At 70.0% G+C, this 18,605-nt stretch carries 17 protein-coding genes; 10 read left to right on the plus strand and 7 right to left on the minus strand.

Annotation, left to right across the window (positions count from 1 at the left end; translation table 11 throughout):
- Positions 1–41 precede the first annotated feature (41 nt).
- The 3 genes from IF64_RS0109775 to IF64_RS0109785 all read left to right on the plus strand — a co-directional run bounded on the left by IF64_RS0109775 (position 42) and on the right by IF64_RS0109785 (position 4,352).
- Positions 42–1,415 carry a cystathionine beta-synthase gene (locus tag IF64_RS0109775; protein ID WP_030531726.1) on the plus strand — a complete coding sequence of 458 codons (1,374 nt, stop codon included), beginning with the start codon at positions 42–44 and terminating at the stop codon, positions 1,413–1,415.
- A 118-nt stretch (positions 1,416–1,533) separates the two neighbouring features.
- A complete protein-coding gene (locus IF64_RS0109780) occupies positions 1,534–3,048 on the plus strand; it encodes a DUF4064 domain-containing protein (RefSeq protein ID WP_030531727.1) in 1,515 nt (504 codons plus the stop codon).
- Between the two features lie 146 nt (positions 3,049–3,194).
- Positions 3,195–4,352: a cystathionine gamma-synthase gene (locus tag IF64_RS0109785; RefSeq protein ID WP_030531728.1), complete on the plus strand. Its 1,158-nt coding sequence runs from the start codon at positions 3,195–3,197 to the stop codon at positions 4,350–4,352.
- A gap of 19 nt (positions 4,353–4,371) precedes the next feature.
- On the opposite strand, the gene IF64_RS0109790 is transcribed toward IF64_RS0109785, so the two are convergent.
- A complete protein-coding gene (locus tag IF64_RS0109790) occupies positions 4,372–4,644 on the minus strand; it encodes a hypothetical protein (RefSeq protein WP_030531729.1) in 273 nt (90 codons plus the stop codon).
- Positions 4,645–4,754: 110 nt separating this feature from the next.
- Between IF64_RS0109790 and ilvA the strand changes: the two genes are divergently transcribed.
- Positions 4,755–5,978 (plus strand): threonine ammonia-lyase, encoded by a 1,224-nt coding sequence (gene ilvA, locus IF64_RS0109795; protein WP_030531730.1) that lies wholly within the window; start codon positions 4,755–4,757, stop codon positions 5,976–5,978.
- 87 nt (positions 5,979–6,065) lie between these two features.
- On the opposite strand, the gene hppD is transcribed toward ilvA, so the two are convergent.
- Positions 6,066–7,250, minus strand: coding sequence for a 4-hydroxyphenylpyruvate dioxygenase (gene hppD / locus IF64_RS0109800; RefSeq protein WP_030531731.1), 1,185 nt, complete (start codon positions 7,248–7,250; stop codon positions 6,066–6,068).
- 121 nt (positions 7,251–7,371) lie between these two features.
- Between hppD and IF64_RS0109805 the strand changes: the two genes are divergently transcribed.
- On the plus strand, positions 7,372–7,845 hold the full coding sequence (locus tag IF64_RS0109805) for an Lrp/AsnC family transcriptional regulator (RefSeq protein ID WP_030531732.1): 474 nt from the start codon (positions 7,372–7,374) through the stop codon (positions 7,843–7,845).
- Between the two features lie 4 nt (positions 7,846–7,849).
- On the opposite strand, the gene IF64_RS0109810 is transcribed toward IF64_RS0109805, so the two are convergent.
- From IF64_RS0109810 to IF64_RS27910, 3 genes are all read right to left on the minus strand, one after another.
- Positions 7,850–8,656: an MBL fold metallo-hydrolase gene (locus tag IF64_RS0109810; protein ID WP_030531733.1), complete on the minus strand. Its 807-nt coding sequence runs from the start codon at positions 8,654–8,656 to the stop codon at positions 7,850–7,852.
- 118 nt (positions 8,657–8,774) lie between these two features.
- A complete protein-coding gene (gene greA / locus IF64_RS0109815; RefSeq protein WP_030531734.1) occupies positions 8,775–9,272 on the minus strand; it encodes a transcription elongation factor GreA in 498 nt (165 codons plus the stop codon).
- A 190-nt stretch (positions 9,273–9,462) separates the two neighbouring features.
- The gene (locus IF64_RS27910; protein WP_030531735.1) at positions 9,463–9,924 is read right to left on the minus strand and encodes a DUF4307 domain-containing protein; all 462 of its coding nucleotides are present in this window, start codon (positions 9,922–9,924) and stop codon (positions 9,463–9,465) included.
- A 255-nt stretch (positions 9,925–10,179) separates the two neighbouring features.
- Here IF64_RS27910 and mca point away from each other — a divergent pair, with 255 nt between their 5' ends.
- The gene (gene mca / locus IF64_RS0109825) at positions 10,180–11,097 is read left to right on the plus strand and encodes a mycothiol conjugate amidase Mca (protein ID WP_030531736.1); all 918 of its coding nucleotides are present in this window, start codon (positions 10,180–10,182) and stop codon (positions 11,095–11,097) included.
- The gene (locus IF64_RS0109830) at positions 11,094–11,465 is read left to right on the plus strand and encodes a hypothetical protein (protein WP_030531737.1); all 372 of its coding nucleotides are present in this window, start codon (positions 11,094–11,096) and stop codon (positions 11,463–11,465) included. Before mca ends, IF64_RS0109830 begins: the two co-directional genes overlap by 4 nt.
- A gap of 7 nt (positions 11,466–11,472) precedes the next feature.
- Here IF64_RS0109830 and IF64_RS0109835 read toward each other — a convergent pair whose 3' ends face one another.
- Positions 11,473–12,105 (minus strand): VOC family protein, encoded by a 633-nt coding sequence (locus IF64_RS0109835; RefSeq protein ID WP_145600443.1) that lies wholly within the window; start codon positions 12,103–12,105, stop codon positions 11,473–11,475.
- Positions 12,106–12,277: 172 nt separating this feature from the next.
- Here IF64_RS0109835 and IF64_RS0109845 point away from each other — a divergent pair, with 172 nt between their 5' ends.
- Together IF64_RS0109845 and IF64_RS0109850 are read left to right on the plus strand one after the other, a co-directional pair.
- On the plus strand, positions 12,278–14,284 hold the full coding sequence (locus IF64_RS0109845; RefSeq protein ID WP_030531739.1) for a thioredoxin domain-containing protein: 2,007 nt from the start codon (positions 12,278–12,280) through the stop codon (positions 14,282–14,284).
- A 112-nt stretch (positions 14,285–14,396) separates the two neighbouring features.
- A complete protein-coding gene (locus IF64_RS0109850; RefSeq protein WP_030531740.1) occupies positions 14,397–16,283 on the plus strand; it encodes an acyl-CoA dehydrogenase family protein in 1,887 nt (628 codons plus the stop codon).
- Between the two features lie 22 nt (positions 16,284–16,305).
- Here IF64_RS0109850 and IF64_RS0109855 read toward each other — a convergent pair whose 3' ends face one another.
- Positions 16,306–17,241, minus strand: coding sequence for an AraC family transcriptional regulator (locus IF64_RS0109855; RefSeq protein WP_030531741.1), 936 nt, complete (start codon positions 17,239–17,241; stop codon positions 16,306–16,308).
- 140 nt (positions 17,242–17,381) lie between these two features.
- Between IF64_RS0109855 and IF64_RS0109860 the strand changes: the two genes are divergently transcribed.
- On the plus strand, positions 17,382–18,605 hold the full coding sequence (locus tag IF64_RS0109860) for a cytochrome P450 (RefSeq protein ID WP_030531742.1): 1,224 nt from the start codon (positions 17,382–17,384) through the stop codon (positions 18,603–18,605).

Genomic DNA, 18,605 nt, shown 5'->3' on the forward strand with positions numbered 1-18,605 from the left:
CGAACGATGTGGAACAGGTGCTCGCTGGCTACTCTGACGGCATGGAATTCGCCGAACACGTCATCGACCTCGTGGGCAACACCCCGTTGGTCAAGTTGAACTCCGTGACCGACGGAGCAGGCCCGCTGGTGCTCGCCAAGGTCGAGTACGTCAACCCCGGCGGCAGCGTGAAGGACCGGATCGCGCTGCGCATGGTGGAGGCCGCGGAGGAATCCGGTGAGCTCAAGCCGGGCGGCACGATCGTGGAGCCCACGTCCGGCAACACCGGGATCGGGCTCGCGATGGTCGCGCAGCGCAAGGGCTACCAGTGCGTGTTCGTCTGCCCGGACAAGGTCAGCGAGGACAAGCGCAACGTGCTCGAGGCCTACGGCGCGCGCGTGGTCGTCTGCCCGACCGCCGTGCCGCCCGAGCACCCCGAGTCGTACTACAGCGTCTCCGACCGGCTCGTCACCGAGATCGACGGCGCATGGAAGCCCAACCAGTACGCCAACCCCCACAACCCGGAGAGCCACTACCACTCGACGGGCCCCGAACTGTGGCGTCAGACCGAGGGGCGCATCACCCACTTCGTGGCGGGGGTGGGCACCGGCGGGACGATCTCCGGCACGGGCCGCTACCTCAAAGAGATCTCCGAGGGCCGGGTCAAGGTGGTCGGCGCCGACCCGGAGGGTTCGGTCTACTCGGGCGGCAGCGGACGTCCCTACCTTGTCGAGGGCGTCGGTGAGGACTTCTGGCCCGAGACCTACGACCGCGACATCGCCGACGAGATCATCGACGTCTCCGACGCCGACTCGTTCATCATGACGCGCAGGCTGGCCGCCGAGGAGGGCCTGCTCGTGGGCGGCTCGTGCGGCATGGCCGTGGCCGCCGCGGTGCGGCTCGCCGAGCGGTGCGACCCCGACGACGTCATCGTCGTGCTGCTGCCCGACGGGGGTCGCGGCTACCTCGGCAAGGTGTTCAACGACTCGTGGATGGCCTCGTACGGGTTCCTTCCCCCGGACTCGACCGACGCGACCGTCGGCGACGTGCTGCGCCGCAAGGACGGCACCCTTCCCGACCTCGTGCACACCCACCCGCACGAGACGGTCGCCGAGGCCGTGGCGATCATGCGCGAGTTCGGCGTCAGCCAGATGCCGGTCGTCAGCGCCGAACCGCCCGTGATGGCCGCGGAGGTCGTCGGCGCGGTCAACGAACGCGACCTGCTGGACAAGCTGTTCGGTGGCAAGGTGGCGTTGGCCGACATGCTGCAGGACCACATGTCGGCGCCGCTTCCCACGATCGGCGCGGGCATGTCCATCACGGCCGCCATCGAGGCGCTGACCTCGGCCGATGGTGCTCTGGTGTTGGAAGGTGGCAAGCCGGCGGGCGTGGTCACGCGGCAGGACCTGCTGGCGTTCATCTCGGGCCGGGAATGACCGCGCACCACTGTGGCGCACCGCTGGCCGGGGCGTTCCCATCCACGACGGGCCGCATCCGCTAGCGTGTGCGCGAGCTAGAGACAAGAAGGTCCTCGTCAAGGGGGTTCAAGCCCACATGAGTGCTCCGCAGCCACCGAACCAGCCCGGGGGTGGCGAGCAGCAGCCGCCCCAGGGGCCGCCGAGTGGTTCCCAGCCTGCCCAGGACGGCCCGTTCGAGTCGGCAGAGCCGACCCAGGTCGTGCAGCCAGGACAGCCGGACCAGGGTGGTCAGCAGCAGCAGCCGACCGACCAGCCCGCCGACCCGGGTGGCGAGGCGACCCAGGTCGTCCAGCCCGGTCAGGCACCGCAGCAGCCTGCCGACCCGGGTGGCGAGGCGACGCAGGTCGTCCAGCCTGCTCAGCCCGGCCAGCAGCCGCAGCAGCAGGGGCCGGGTGCGGAGTCGACGCAGCTGGTTCCGCCGGACCAGCAGCCGCAGGCTTCCATCCCGTACGCCCCGCCGCCGAGCGCCGCGGACAACCCTGGCGCGGTGAACCCCCAGGGCTACGGTGCTCCGCAGGGGCAGCAGGGCTTCGACCCCAACCAGGGTCAGCAGGGCTTCGGTGCACCGGGGCAGCAGCCGGGTGGTTTCGACCCGAACCAGGGCCAGCAGGGCCTCGGCGCTCCCGGGCAGCCCGGTGGATTCGACCCGGCTCAGGGCCAGCCGCCGCAGGGTGGTTTCGGTCAGCCTCAGCAGGGCTTCGGCCCGCCCCCGGGGCAGCCGGGCGGCTTCGGTGGACCGCCTCAGGGCCAGTTCGGCCAGCCCCAGCCGGGCGGCCAGCAGGGTGGCGGTAACCCGATCATGGCTTGGATCGCCGGAGGCGTCGCGGCGCTGTTCGGCTTGATCGCATTGATCCTGACGTTCATCGATCTCGGCGATGTCAGCGATCTGTCGGACATGGTTGGCGAGAATGTCGACGCCTTCACCGAGCAGTCCGGTATGTCCTCTCCGGGGACCTTGACGTTCTACCTCATCATGATCTTGCTCGGCGCGCTCGTCGGTATTGCGGGTGGTGCGCTGCTGGGCTTGGCTGCGATGAAGCGTGGAATCCTGAAGATGATCGCGCCGATCTCTCTCGCCGCAGGCGGCTTCCTGATCCTGCTGTTCACCATCCTGCTGTGGATCGGTGCAACACCGAAGGGCGAGATCGTTGAGCGGGCTGAAGCACAAGGTATCGAGGTCGACACCATCAGTGGTGGCGCGATCCTGTATCTGCTTGCCGGCTTGCTCCTGCTCGGTCTGGGCGGTGCGTTGTTCGTACCCGCCATCGCGAAGTTGCTCGGGCTTGGCGGGGACAGCGATCCCGGTCAGCCCGGCGGTTTCGGTGGACCCGGGGGCTTCGGTCAGCCTCCGCAGCAGCACGGCCAGCCCGGCGGTTTCGGTCAGCCCGGTGGGTTCGGCCAGCCGCAGCAGCCCGGTCAGCCGGGTGGGTACGGTCCGCCGTCCGGTGGGTTCGCCCAGCCCGGTGGCCCGAACCCCCAGTCCGGCGGTTTCGGTGCTCCCGGCCAGCCTCCGCAGCAGCCGGGTCAGCCCGGTGGCTACGGCGGTCCGCCGCCGCAGGGCCCGCCTCCCGGCCAGCCGCCCCAGTGGTGAGCCGAGCCTGAGTCACGTCAACTCCTCAAACGACACGATCCCCGCAACTCCCTGAAGAACAGGGTGTTGCGGGGATCGCTAGAACCCGCCACCTGCGGCCGGGGCGTCGGCGTGTCCGCGGCAGGCCACGGCCATAAGGTGGGCTCATGTCTCAGGAACCCGCACCCACCGGCTTCTCCACGCGTGCCATCCACGCAGGCCAGGAGCCCGATCCGCGCACCGGATCGGTCATCGTGCCGATCTACCAGACCTCGACGTACGCCCAGGACGGCGTCGGCGGCACGCGCGAGGGCGACTACGAGTACTCCCGCACGGCCAACCCGACGCGGACGGCGCTCGAGGAAGCACTCGCCGCGCTCGAGAACGCGCGGCACGCGCTGGCGTTCGGCTCGGGCATGGCCGCGAGCGACGCCGTGCTCCGCACCGCTCTCCGCCCCGGCGACCACCTCGTGCTGGGCAACGACGTCTACGGCGGCACGTTCCGCCTCATCGACAAGGTGCTCACCGGCTGGGGCGTCACCTACAGCGTCGCCCACCTGTCCGATGTGGACGCGGTGCGGGCGGCGATGCGCCCGGAGACGAAGCTCATCTGGTGCGAGTCGCCCACCAACCCGCTGCTCGGCATCTCCGACATCACCACGCTCGCCGAGATCGCCCACGAGGGCGGCGCGAAGCTCGTCGTCGACAACACCTTCGCCACGCCGTACCTGCAGACCCCGCTCGACCTCGGCGCCGACGTCGTCGTGCACTCGACGACCAAGTACCTCGGCGGGCACTCCGACGTCGTCGGCGGTGCCGTCGTCACCGGCGACGACGAGCTGCGGGACCAACTGTTCTTCCTGCGCAACTCGGCCGGTGCGGTGCCGGGTGCCTTCGACGCGTGGCTGACCCTGCGCGGACTCAAGACGCTGTCGGTGCGCATGGAACGGCACTGCGACAACGCCGAGCGGATCGCCGCGATGCTGCAGAGCCACCCGAAGGTCTCGCGCGTGTACTACCCGGGGTTGTCCGAGCACCCCGGCCACGACGTCGCGGCGAAGCAGATGCGCCGATTCGGCGGCATGGTGTCGTTCGACCACGCCGACGGGGAGCAGGCAGCGCTGGACGCCGCCGCGGGCACCCGGCTGTTTGTGCTGGCCGAGTCGCTGGGCGGGGTCGAATCGCTGATCGAGCACCCCGGCCGCATGACCCACGCGTCCGTCGCCGGTTCGCTTCTGCAGGTGCCGGCCGAACTGGTGCGCCTGTCGGTCGGTATCGAGGACGCCGAGGACCTCGTCGACGATCTGCGGCAGGCGCTCGGTTAGTCAGGCGACCCCGGTGGGGTCACGGCCGGTAGTTGCGCGGCTCTTCGCTGTGCTCGGTCGGGCCCTGCCGGTCGCCTGGCCGCACGCTCGGCAGGTCGTCGCCGTGCACGCAGCCGCCGATGAACTCGATGTGGTCGGCGTGGCGGATGTACTGGCCCTGGTCGCCGCACGAGGCCTGGCCGACGGTGAACACCGCGGCGCCGGTGAGCGCCAGCGCCGACACGACGCCCGCGAGCAGCGGGGTGACACGGCCCTGCGAGCGAGCGCCTCGCGATGCCGTCGGCCGTGCCATGCTGTTCCTCCGCTGAGTGGAATCGTCCCCCTGGTGCAAGCGCCAGGATACCCAATCCTCACGCGGCACATACACGCAAGCTCCGAAGTCGAAAGGGAGACCCCCACCGCATGTCCGCCACGCGGCTCGTCGACGTCGATCGCATCCTGCAGGCACGGGACCTGCTCGCCGGAATCGTGCGGACCACACCGATGGAACACGCACGCGAGTTCTCCGACGCGTTCGGCGGTCCGGTCCACCTCAAGTGCGAGAACCTGCAGCGCACAGGCTCGTTCAAGGTGCGGGGTGCGTACACGCGCATTCACGGGCTCTCGGCCGAGGAACGCGAGCGCGGTGTCGTGGCGGCCAGTGCGGGCAACCACGCCCAGGGTGTGGCGCTCGCCGCATCGCTGGTGGGCACGGCCTCGACGGTGTTCATGTCGCGCAAGGCGCCGCTGCCCAAGGTGGCGGCCACCCGCGGCTACGGCGCCGACGTACACCTTGTCGGTGCGGCGCTGGAGGAGGCGTTCACCGCGGCCATCGAGTTCGCCGAACGCACCGGAGCGGTGTTCATCCACCCCTTCGACCACCCGGACATCATCGCCGGACAGGGCACCGTCGGACTGGAGATCCTCGAGCAGGTTCCCGACGTGCGCACGGTACTGGTGTCCACCGGGGGCGGCGGACTCGTGGCGGGCGTGGCCAGTGCCGTCAAGGCACGCAGGCCGGACGTGCGGCTGGTCGGCGTGCAGGCCGATTCGGCCGCGTCGTTCCCGCCCTCCCTGTCCGCGGGCGAGCCGGTCGCGCTCGAGGCCACCCAGACCCTCGCCGACGGGATCGCCGTGGCGAAACCGGGGGAGCTGACGTTCCGGCACGTGACGTCGCTCGTCGACGACGTCGTCACGGTGACCGAGGAAGGCCTGTCCAGGGCGGTGCTGAACTGCCTCGAGCGCAGGAAACTCGTCGTCGAACCGGCGGGCGCCGCGCCCGTCGCGGCGCTGTTGGAGCACGTGGGAGCGTTCGAACCGCCCGTCGTGGCCGTGCTGTCCGGCGGGAACGTCGACCCGCTGCTGTTGATGCAGATCATCCAGCACGGCATGACCGCGGCGGCGCGCTACCTGTACGTGCGGCTGTGGGTGCCCGACCGGCCCGGTTCGCTCGCGGGTGTCGTCACGCGGCTGAGTGAACTCGGCGCGAACATCGTCGACATCGAGCACTCCCGCATCTCCGGGCGACTCGGCGTTGGCGAGGTGGAGGTGGCGCTGAAACTGGAGACGCGAGGCCCGCAGCACTGCCAGGACGTCATCGCCGAACTCCAGCGTGCCGGCTACACGGTCGACGCGGCCGACCACTGACCGGAGGGTGAGCGCCCCGGCGGCGCCGCGCTCGGTGGGAGCGGACACCGCCGGGGCCTTCCCCTCCCCAGCCCCCGTGGAAGCGGGCTACAGGTTGCCCCTGCGCTCCTGTTCCCGCTCGATGGCCTCGAACAGTGCCTTGAAGTTGCCCTTGCCGAAGCCGAGCGAACCGTGGCGTTCGATGAGTTCGTAGAACACCGTCGGGCGGTCGCCGATCGGCTTGGTGAAGATCTGCAGCAGGTAGCCGTCCTCGTCGCGGTCGACGAGGATGCCGTGTTCCTTGAGCGTCCCGATCGGCACGCGTACCTCGCCGATGCGGGTCCGCAGCTCGGGGTCGTCGTAGTACGAGTCGGGCGTCGACAGGAACTCCACGCCCGCCGCGCGCATCTCGGTCACCGTGGTGATGATGTCGTTGCACGCCAGCGCGATGTGCTGGCATCCGGGGCCGCCGTAGAACTCCAGGTACTCGTCGATCTGCGAACGCTTCTTGCCGACCGCGGGCTCGTTGAGCGGGAACTTGACCCGGTGGTTGCCGTTCGACACGACCTTGCTCATCAGCGCCGAGTACTCGGTGGCGATGTCGTCGCCGACGAACTCCGCCATGTTCACGAAGCCCATCACGCGGTGGTACCAGTCGACCCAGTGGTCCATCTCGCCCAGCTCGACGTTGCCCACGCAGTGATCGACGGCCTGGAACAGTCGCTTCGGCGCCCCCTCGCGCCGAGTGACCGTGGGCTCCTTCGCCACGTATCCGGGCAGGTACGGCCCGTGGTAGCGGGACCGGTCGACGAGCGAGTGCCGCGTGTCGCCGTAGGTCGCGATCGCAGCCGTGCGCACCGTTCCGTGTTCGTCCGAGACGTCGTGGGGTTCGGACAGCACGATGGCTCCCTGCGCGCGGGCGTGTGCCACGCAGCGGTCCACATCGGACACCTCGAGTGCGAGGTCGGTGACGCCGTCGCCGTGCTTGCGGTGATGGTCGAGCAGTGGCGAGTCGGGACGCACGCCGCCGTTGATCACGAAGCGGGTCGACCCGGAGGTGAGGACGAACGACTTGCGCTCGGTGTCGCCGGTCTCCGGGCCGGAGTACGCGACGAGGCGCATGCCGAACGCGCTCTGATAGAACCACGCCGTCTGGGTCGCGTTGCCGACCGTGAACACGACGGCGTCCATCGCCTTCACCGGGAACGGGTCGGCCGAGTCGTCGTGGTCCACCAGGCCCACGAGCTGGCGCAACTGGTCGTAGCTGGTGTCGTCGAGCGCTGGATTCGTCATGACGAGAAGCATGAGTGCGCGCGGTCAGAGTGGACAACAGTTCGCCGCAGCACTGGACAACATGCGCACCGGCCTCGACAGTTGATCGGTCAGAGTGAACAGAATGCCCAGGAGGTCGGCGGTGGAACTGGACGCACTCGACGCCCGGTTGCTGTTGCTGCTCACCGACGCGCCGCGGATCGGGGTGCTCGAATGCGCGCGCAGACTCGGCGTCGCGCGCGGCACGGTGCAGGCCCGCCTCGACCGCATGTCCGCGAGCGGCGTGCTCACCGGGTTCCCGCCCGAGCTGCAGCTCGACGCCGTCGGCTACGGGCTGACGGCGTTCGCCGTGCTGGAGATCGCGCAGGGCAGACGCGGGGAGGTGGCCCAGGCCCTCGCCGCGATCGACGAGGTGTGCGAGGTCCACGCGACCACGGGACAGGGTGACCTGTTCGTCCGCATGGTCGCCCGCTCCAACGACGACCTGCAGCGCGTGATCGACGACGTCGTCGGCGTTCCGGGCGTCCTGCGGACGTCGACGTCCATCGCGCTGTCCACGCCCGTCGCGCCCCGCGTCCGGCCGCTGCTCGAACGCATCGCCCGCGGCGAGCGGTGAGCGCTCACCCGGCGATCTGCTCCAGATAGCGCGCCGCCGACCGCTCGACGACCCGCTTCGCCTCGCCGAGGACCACCGCGTCCCACCACGCGCCGTAGATGTGGTCGAACTCGACGTCGGCCAGCAGCTCGGCCGCGCGGCGCACCACGCTCGGCCGCTCCGGGATGTGGTTGGGATAGCTGTACATGAACGCGACCAGTTCGCGATTCGGTACGACCTGCACGATGTCGCCCGTGCACAGCGCACCGCGGCCGCCCGCACCGTCGCGCCAGTGCAGCACGGTGCCGCCGTCGAAGTGCACACCCAGGTTCAGCAGTGTCAGGTCGTCCGCCAGCCGGAGCGTGTCGCCGTTCCAGAAGCGGATGCGCTCGCTCGGTCTGCCGACCCAGTGGCGATCCCGTTCGTGCAGGTAGATCGGGACGTCGAACTTCTCGGCCCAGTCGACCATGGTCGTGTAGTAGTGCGGGTGACTGATGGCGATCGCCGTGATCCCGCCCAGTTCGTCGACGTGCCGGACGAGGTCGTCGTCCAGGTAGGCCACGCAGTCCCACAGCACGTTGCCGGACGCCGCAGGCACGACGAGTGCACGCTGGCCGATCGCGAATCGTTCGCGGGTTCCGACGCCGTACACGCCTGGCGCCTGCTCGCGGGTCTCCACCGTGTAGCCGTCCTCGCGCAGTTGCCGCAGGCTCGTCCACTGCTGGCCGGACGGCGGCACGTACTGGCGTTCGTCCTCGCAGATCGGACAGTCGCTACGGGGGCTCGCGTACTGGGTCCCACAGGTGACACACAGCGGCAGGTCGGCGCTCATGGCTCCAGCGTCGCAGAAACCGAACGCCGGCTCTCCGCGAAGACCGCCAGGGACGACGAAACGGCGCGCCCTGGCCGAAGCCGGGCGCGCCGTTTCGTGGTCACAGAATCGCGAGTGCTCAGCTCGCGCTGTAGGGCACCGCCTTGAGCAGCTTGACCTTCTCGGTCTTGCCGTTGGGCAGCGGGTACTCCCGCGTCTCGCCCTCCTTGGCACCGAGCAGGGCGGCTCCGAGCGGCGAGTCCGGCGAGTAGACCTCGAGGTCGCCTCCGCCGCCTTCCTCGCGCGTTGCGAGCAGGAACGTCTCGGAGTCGTCATCGCCGTCGTACTGGATGGTCAGCACCATGCCGGGCTCGGCGACCCCGTTGTTGGTCGGGGCCTCGCCGACTTTCGCGTTGCGCAGGAGCTCCTGCAGGTGACGGATGCGAGCTTCCTGCTGGCCCTGTTCCTCACGGGCGGCGTGGTAACCACCGTTCTCCTTGAGGTCGCCTTCCTCGCGGCTGTCGTTGATCCTCGCGGCGATGACCGGACGATTCTCGATCAACTCATCGAGCTCGTTCTTGAGCCTGTCGTAGGCATCCTGGGTCAGCCAGGTCACCTTGGTGTCGCTCACGGTCACCATCTCCTCCTAGCCTGCCGAACCTGGGTATACAGGACGGCCGCCACGCACCGGGCGTGGTTCGAAATAAAGGAAAGACACGGCCCCTCCAGGACCGTGCCGATGGTGCAGGCTACCACGAAACGGCGCGCGGATGCTGCCGAACGCAATTGCGCCCGGGCATTCGGCGCCTCGTTCACTCCGTTGGCCGCTAGGGGCTTGACAGGTACTCGGGAATATCGTAGCTGCAGCCGTAGACGTCGGCGGTCACGGGTCGGCCGATGCTCTGGATCACCGTCGACATCCGCCCTTGCTCGGGTGGGACGAGGATCTCTTTTCGTCCGCTTTCCTGGCCGGACAGGTTCCTCGCTCGTACAATGCACACCGCTTCGCGCGCCGGGTCGTCCCTGGTGACGTCGACCGTGATCTCCACGGCGTTGTTCGGCCGCTCCTCGTATCCGATGCGCTGCGCCTCGATCGGCGCACCCGCGAGGTTCTGATACCCGATGTAGGCCGCGACGCCGCTCGCCACCAGTGCGACCGCGGTGAACGTCCACGCCTGCCAGCGCTTCAGCTTGGTCCTCGGCTTCTTCCTGGCGCGGCCGTACCGGTCGGCGATCCGGTCAGTGCCGGACTCCGTGCCGGTCTCGGCGGAAGTGGGCTCCTCGGGCAAAACGGAGGCCTCCCGGTAGGGACTGTCGTGGGTACCAGGAAGATGGACGTCATCCCCGGCGTTACGAGTATCGGGGGACCGCTCACGCGCGGGAGCTCCGGGGTCGGAGAGCGCGGGGCCGGTGGGCCTGGCCGGGTCCGGTGTACGGCGCGGTGCACACGGGGACCGGTGAGCGTGAGCCCCCGGCGAGCAGTAGCGCAGGCGAGCAATGGTGACGGTGACGGCACAACTGGTGCGAGAGGGGTCTGGTCGGGCATGACTGGATCGGACAGAGCGGAAACGATCGACGCCGCGAGCAAGGGCCTGCGGCTCATGGCCGTGCACGCCCATCCCGACGACGAGTCGAGCAAGGGTGCGGCGACCATGGCCAGGTACGTGGCCGAAGGCGCCGAGGTGATGGTCGTGACCTGCACCGGAGGTGAGGCCGGCGACGTGCTGAACCCCGCGATGGACCGTCCGGAGGTGCACGAGCACATGGACGAGATCCGCCGCGAGGAGATGGCCAAGGCCGCCAAGATCCTGGGTGTGCAGCACCGTTGGCTCGGTTTCGTCGACTCGGGACTGCCCGAGGGTGACCCGCTTCCCCCGCTGCCGGAGGGTTGCTTCGCGCGCGTGCCGCTCGAGGAATCCACCGAGGCGCTGGTGCGCGTGATGCGGGAGTTCCGCCCGCACGTCGTCATCACCTACGACGAGAACGGCGGCTACCCGCACCCGGACCACATCCGTACCCACGAGGTGTCGATGGCCGCGTTCGAGGCCGCCGCCGATCCCGAGCGCTTCCCCGAGGCGGGGGACCCGTGGCAGGTGCTCAAGGTCTACTACGTGCACGGCTTCTCGCGGGCGCGCATCACGGCCTTCCACGAGGCCCTGCTCGAGGCGGGGCAGGAGTCGCCGTGGGCCGAGTGGCTCGAGCGGTGGGACCCCGACAAGCCCGACGTCATGGAGCGCGTCACCACGCAGGTGCCCTGCGCCGACTACTTCGAGCAGCGGGACGACGCCCTGCGCGCGCACGCCACGCAGATCGACCCGAACAGCCGCTGGTTCGCCGTCCCGCTGGAGATCCAGCGGGAGCTGTGGCCGACCGAGGAGTACGAGCTGGCACGATCGTTGGTGGACAGCACGGTTCCGGAGGACGACCTGTTCGCGGGCGTCCGGGAGAAGGTGAGCTCATGACGTTGTCCGCGGCGATGGCGACCCCGGCGATGGCGGCGACCTCCGTGCTCGCGCAGCAGCAGGACACCGGTGGTCAGGGTGAGGACTTCGGCAAGTCGTCCCCGGTCGGCCTGCTGTTGATGATCGTCTTCCTGATCGCGGTCGTCTTCCTCGTCCGCTCCATGACCAAGCACCTCAAGCGGGTCCCCGCGAGCTTCGACACCGAGGAGGCCACGGACTCCGGTGACGCCGGCGAGGGTGCCGACGTCGCCGGGGGCGCGGACGCCTCCGACGGCTCGGAGGCTTCCGGCGGCGAAGGGCAGACCTCTGCGCAGCGCACGGCCGTCTCGACGGCACAGGCGGACAAGCCCAAGGCCGAGGATTCCTGACCGCACGTCAGGCGAACAGGAAGGCGTGGCCGGACGGCAGGCGCACGGGGGTCAGTGCCGTCGGCGCGCGCTCGGACATCCGGATGACGGTCGTCCATCCGGGAGGGCCTGCGCCCTTCGCGCGGAACGTCGCCCACGACAGCGCCACGCCGAGGTACTCGCGGTAGAACCGGGCGGCGGCGCTCGGCGTGGTCGACGTGTGCAGCATCCTGCCCGGCGTGCCCGGGCTGCCCGGCGGATGTGACCAGCCGGCGAACCTCCCCGGCTGCCAGAAGGACACGGCGGCGCCGAACGGATCGACGACGGTGGCCAGCTCGCCCAGGTCCGCGATGCTCGAGGGTGGGACCACGGATGCCGCTCCGGCGGCCACGGCGCGCCGGTGGGTCTCACGGGTGTCGTGGACTTGCAGGTAGTAGCTCACGTGCGGTGGCGTGCCGTCGGGGTGAACCTCGCCGTCGAGCGCGCTCAGGCCGGCCACCCAGTGTCCGGAGAAGCGAGCCTTGCGTGCGGTGGCCGCGTCGCGGTGGTCGTCCGGGTCGGGCAGGCATTCCCAGTCGAGAGCGGCGCCGAGTTCGCGCCCGGTCGTGTCGAGATCGGGCGTCTTGATGTCCATCCAGCAGAACTCGCCTGCGCCCCGCATACCTCAGCATGACGTGTCCGATTCGCTCCAATCAACCGGAATGGTGCGTTCGTGCCGGGCGTGGACCGGGGCTACCACAGCGTCAAGGTCGACGCGTGCCTCGACCTCGCGGAGGCAGAGCTGGCGGTCGCTCGGGTGGAGGCGGTCGGGGAGAGGTGAGACCCTGTCGACCATGGCCAACCGTCTCGCCCACGCGACGTCCCCGTACCTGCAACAGCACGCGGACAACCCGGTCGACTGGTGGCCCTGGTGTCCGGAGGCTCTGGCCGAGGCGGCCGAGCGGGACGTGCCCATCCTCCTGTCGGTCGGCTACGCCGCGTGCCACTGGTGTCACGTCATGGCCCACGAATCGTTCGAGGACGACGAGATCGCGGCGGTGATGAACGCCAACTTCGTCAACATCAAGGTCGACCGCGAGGAACGGCCCGACATCGACGCGGTGTACATGTCGGCCACGCAGGCGATGACCGGCCAGGGCGGCTGGCCGATGACGTGTTTTCTCACCCCGGACGGGAAACCGTTCCACTGCGGCACCTATTACCCGCCCGCTCCCGTGCACGGCATGCCCGCGTTCCGGCAGGTGCTGGACGCGGTCGCGCAGGCGTGGTCCGACCGGCGGGACGAGCTCGCCGAGGGGGCGGGCAAGATCGTCGCGCACATCGCCGAGCAGTCCGGCCCGTTGCGTGAGCAGACGATCGACGAGGAGGCACTGACCGCGGCGGTCGGGAAACTGCGCCAGGAGACCGATCCCGGTTACGGCGGATTCGGTGGGGCGCCGAAGTTTCCGCCGTCGATGGTGCTGGAGTTCCTGATCCGGCACTACGAACGGACCGCGAACCCGGCCGCCTTGTCCATTGTGGAACTGACCGCCGAGGGGATGGCCCGCGGCGGACTCTACGACCAGCTCGCGGGTGGCTTCGCGCGGTACTCGGTGGACGGACGCTGGATCGTCCCGCACTTCGAGAAGATGTTGTACGACAACGCGTTGCTGTTGCGCGTCTACACCCACCTGGCCCGGCGCACCGGGCACGAGGGCGCGACGAGGGTGGCCACGGAGACCGCCGAGTTCCTGATGCGCGAGTTGCGCACCCCGGAGGGCGGCTTCGCGGCCTCGCTCGACGCCGACACCGACGGGGTCGAGGGGCTGACGTACGTCTGGACGCCCGCGCAGCTGGCCGAGGTTCTCGGGGACGAGGAAGGGGCGTGGGCGGCCGAGACGTTCGCCGTCACCGAGGAGGGCACGTTCGAGGAGGGCGCCTCCACCCTGCAGCTGCCCGCCGACCCGGACGACACCGAACGTTGGCAGCGTGTGCGCGAGACACTGCTGCGTGCCCGGGACCGCCGTCCGCAGCCCGCGCGCGACGACAAGGTCGTCGCCGCGTGGAACGGGCTGGCGATCACGGCACTGGCCGAGGCCGGGGTCGCGCTCGCCCGCCGGGAGTGGGTGGACGCCGCCGCCGAGGCGGCACGACTGCTGCTCGACGTCCACGACGTCGACGGCAGGCTCCGGCGCAGTTCGCGCGACGGCACGGTCGGCGACGCGGGTGGAGTGCTGGAGGACTACGCGTGCACCGCGGAGGGGCTGCTCGCGTTGCATCAGGCGACCGGCGACCCGGAGTGGCTGACCGAGGCGACCCGCCTGATCGACGACGCCGTGGACCGCTTCGCCGCCGACGCGCCAGGAGCGTTCCACGACACGGCCGACGACGCCGAGGAACTGATCAACCGGCCGTCCGACCCGACGGACAACGCGACGCCGTCCGGCGCCTCGGCGTTGGCGAGTGCCCTGCTCACGGCGTCCGCGCTGGCCGGACCCGACCGGGCCACGCGCTACCGCTCGTTGTGCGAGAAGGCGGTCGCCCGCGCCGGTGCGCTCGTGATGCAGGTGCCGCGGTTCGCGGGCAACTGGGCCGCCGTGGCCGAGGCGATGCTGAGCGGCCCGTTGCAGGTCGCCGTCGTCGGCGACGGGGAGGGGCGCGACGACCTGCTGGCCACCGCGGCCCGGCGGGTGCCAGGCGGTTCGGTGGTCCTCGCGGGAACGCCCGAGGACGGCGACGTCCCGTTGCTGGCCGACCGGCCGCTCGTCGACGGGGCCGCGGCGGCCTACGTGTGCCGGGGCTACGTGTGCGAACGCCCCGTCACCACGAGCGAGGACCTCGTCCGAGCCCTGGCGCGCTGACCGGAGCAGCCGCGGTGACCGGGCGGCGCGGGATGTCTACTGTGGAGCGACCATCCGGTGCGGGTCCGCATGTCACAGTGCATTCGGCGGGTTCCTCGGGCAGGCTGGCGACATGAATCCCCTGACAGAGGTCCTCGACGGCAGGTGGGCTGAGGTACGTCGTGACGTGCGCGCCCAGATGGAGAACTCGGCCCAGCCGCAGGACTACGGCCTCGACCGCGAGCAGCACCGCGCGCAGGTGCTCGACCAGCTGCACGAACTGGCGCAGACCGGGCGTCCGCAGCTCGGCTTCCCCGCCGAGTACGGCGGCAAGGGCGACATCGGCGGATCGATCGTCGCCTTCGAGATGCTGGCGCTGGGTGACCTGTCGGTGATGGTCAAGGCCGGCGTCCAATGGGGCCTGTTCGGCGGTGCCGTCGAGCTGCTGGGCACGCGCCGGCACCACGAGCGCTACCTGCGGCAGATCATGGATCTCGAGCTGCCGGGCTGCTTCGCGATGACCGAGTACGGCCACGGCTCGGACGTGCAGAACCTGCGCACCACCGCGACCTACGATCCGGCCACGCAGGAGTTCGTGGTGCACACGCCCGACGTGTCGGCGCGTAAGGAGTACATCGGCAACGCCGCGAGGGACGGCCGCATGGCTGCCGTGTTCGCGCAGCTCATCACCGGTGGGGAAAGCCGTGGTGTGCACGCGTTCCTCGTCCCGATCCGCGACGAGGACGGTGGTGCACTGCCGGGAGTGACGATCGAGGACTGCGGGCACAAGGCGGGCCTGAACGGGGTCGACAACGGCAGGCTGACCTTCGACCAAGTGCGGATTCCGCGCACGGCGCTGCTCAACCGGTACGGCGACGTCGCAGAGGACGGCACGTACTCGAGCCCGATCGAGAGCGACGGCAGGCGGTTCTTCACGATGCTGGGCACGCTCGTGCGCGGCCGCATCAGTGTCGCGGGCAGTGCGGGCAGCGCGACGAAGCGCGCGCTGGCCATCGCGGTGCGCTACGGCGACCGGCGCAGGCAGTTCGAGAAGCCCGGGACCGACGACGAGGTCGTCGTGCTCGACTACCTGGGTCATCAGCGCAAACTGCTGCCCGCGCTGGCCACGACGTACGCGCTGCACTTCGCGCAGGAGGAACTGGTCGCCGCGCTCGACGAGCTTCAGAACACGGCCGAACCCGACGAACGCGCGCGCAGGGAGCTCGAGTCGCACGCCGCGGGGGTCAAGGCCGTGGCGACGTGGCACGCGACCTCGACCATTCAGGCCGCGCGCGAGGCGTGCGGCGGCGCCGGATACCTCGCCGAGAACATCCTGCCGCAACTGAAGGCCGACACCGACGTGTTCACCACGTTCGAGGGCGACAACACGGTGTTGCTGCAGCTCGTGGCGAAGGGCCTGCTCACCAGTTACAAGCAGGAGGTGCAGGACCTGCGCCCCATCGAGACGGTCCGGTTCCTCGCCGAGCAGGTCGTCGACGTGGTGATCGAACGGACCTCGGCGCGCAAGGTCATCGAACGCATCATGGACGCGTCCCCGCGACGCGACGACGAGGACTCGCTGTACGACCGGGCCTGGCAGATCAGCATGTTCGAGGACCGCGAGGAGCACGTGCTCGACAGCCTGGTCAAGCGGTTGCGGCGGGCAGGCAGGGACAACGGTTTCGAGGTGTTCAACAGCGCGCAGGACCACGTGTTGCGTGCCGGGAGGGTCCACGTCGACCGGATCGTGCTCGAGGCGTTCGTGGGCGCGATCGACCGGTGCACCGACCCCGACACGAAGGCCCTGTTGGAGCGGGTGTGCGATCTGTACGCGCTGGCGAACATCGAGGCCGACCGCGCCTGGTTCCTCGAACACGGGCGGTTCACGGCCCAGCGCGGGAAGGCCGTCGTCGCCGCGGTCAACGAACTGTGCGCCGAGCTGCGTCCGCGTGCCCGTGAACTCGTCGACGCGTTCGCCGTGCCCGAGCGGTTCCTGCGGGCGCCGATCCTCGCCGACTGATCACGTCCGGTTCGCCGCGCCGTCAGTCGCGGGCCTGTGACGGCGGGATGCCGTACAGCCGGCGGTAGGCCGCGGCGAACCGGCTCGCACTCGAAAAACCCCACCGGGCGGCGACCTCGCTCACCGTGGCCGACGGCGCGGTGACGAGGTCGGCGTGGGCTCTGCGGAGCCGGATCTCGGTGAGGTAGGCCGTCGGGCTCGAGCCGACCCATCGGCGGAAGCCCTCCTGGAGCCTGCGCACGCTCGTGCCCGCGACGGCGGCCATCTCGCCCGCCGTCCAGGCGCGGGCCGGGTCGTCGTGGAGCTGGTCCAGCAGCCGCCGGATCGCGGGCGGCCGCGCCGGAGGTCCCGTCCCGCCTTCCGGCACGGCGGCGAGCAGGAATCCCGCGGCGACCGCGCCGGCCAGCTGTTCGCGGACCGGGCCGACCGAGAACGCGGCCGGGTCGTGCAGGTTCGCCGCGAGACTGCCGATGAGCTGATGCCACGACCGCGGCGTGCCCGCGGCGACGTTCAGCTGGTCGGGCAGCTCCGCGCGCAGGCCCGTGCGGTCGCCGCCCAGCACGCGTTCGGCCTCCCGATCGAGCCACCGGCTGTCGAACTTGACGCCGAGGACCGTGCACGTCGCGTCCCAGTGGCTGATCAACGAGGGTGTGTCGGAGCGGAACACCGTGCCCTGGCCGGGCACGGACGTCAGCGTTCCGTGTCGGCCGCGGCTCTCCAGATGCCCGGTCATGGGCAGGTTGATCTCGTAGGCGCCGGGATAGTCGCATTCGATGCTGACGTCCGAGCCCCAGCCGACGTGGCCGATCAGCACCGGCCCGAGGTCGAGTGTGTGCAGCGTGAGGCGCGGCTCGCGGCCGCCGCCGAGGGGCCGGAGCTCGTGAGGGAAGTACGCCTCCGCGACCTGCTGGGACGCGGTGTCCCAGTCCCGCGGTGCGCGACCACGCCGTACGCGCATGGGCGCTGAGGGTACTTGAGGCACGCGTCACCGACCAGCCGCGCAATCGGTGTCGTGTCCGTGCGAAACGTGTCGTCGGGGCGCTGCGGACCGCCTTACGGTCGGCGCCATCCCGAACAACGACGTGGGAGGAAGCGGCGATGACGACCACCGAACGGCCCGACCTGTCCTGGCTGGACGACGTCACGATGACCGATCTCGAACGCAATCCGTACGCGACGTACGAGCGGCTGCGCGCCGAGGCGCCGCTGGCGTACGTGCCCGTACTGGGTTCGTACGTCGCCTCGACCGTGGACGTGTGCCGCGAGATCGCGACCAGCCCCGACTTCGAGGCGGTCATCACGCCCGCGGGCGGCCGCACGTTCGGCCATCCCGCGGTGATCGGCGTCAACGGAGAGGTGCACCGCGACCTGCGCTCGATGGTCGACCCCGCACTGCAGCCCGCCGAGGTCGACCGCTGGATCGACGACCTCGTGCGGCCCATCGCGCGGGGATTCCTCGAACAGTTCGAGAACGACGGGCAGGCTGAGCTGGTGTCGCAGTACTGCGAACCCGTCAGCGTGCGGTCGCTCGGCGATCTGCTGGGGCTGCAGGACGTGTCGTCCGACAAGCTCAGGGAGTGGTTCGCCAAGCTGAACCGGTCGTTCACCAACGCGGCCGTCGACGAGAACGGCGAGTTCGCCAACCCCGACGGCTTCCGCGAGGGTGACGAGGCCAAGGAGGAGATCCGTTCGATCGTCGACCCGTTGATCGACCGGTGGATCCAGCACCCCGACGACAGCGCCATCTCGCACTGGCTGCACGACGGGATGCCTCCCGGGCAGACGCGCGACCGCGAGTACATCTACCCGACGATCTACGTGTACCTGCTGGGCGCGATGCAGGAACCGGGCCACGGCATGGCCTCCACCCTCGTGGGCCTGTTCAGCCGTCCCGAGCAGTTGGAGGAGGTCGTCGACGACCCGACGCTGGTGCCGAGGGCCATCGCCGAGGGTGTGCGGTGGACCTCGCCGATCTGGTCGGCCACGGCGCGGATCTCGACGAAACCGGTGACCGTCGCGGGCGTCGATCTGCCCGAGGGCACGCCGGTGATGATGTCGTACGGCTCGGCCAACCACGACACCGGCCAGTACGAGGCACCCACGACCTACGACCTGCACCGGCCGCCGTTGCCGCACCTCGCGTTCGGCGCAGGCGACCACGCGTGCGCGGGCATCTACTTCGCCAACCACGTCATGCGGATCGCGCTCGAGGAACTGTTCGAGGCGATCCCGAACCTCGAACGCGACACCCGCGAGGGCGTGGAGTTCTGGGGTTGGGGTTTCCGCGGACCGACGAGTCTGCACGTGACGTGGGAGGTGTGA

It is taken from the genome of Prauserella rugosa, from assembly GCF_000719975.1.
Lineage (GTDB): Bacteria > Actinomycetota > Actinomycetes > Mycobacteriales > Pseudonocardiaceae > Prauserella > Prauserella rugosa.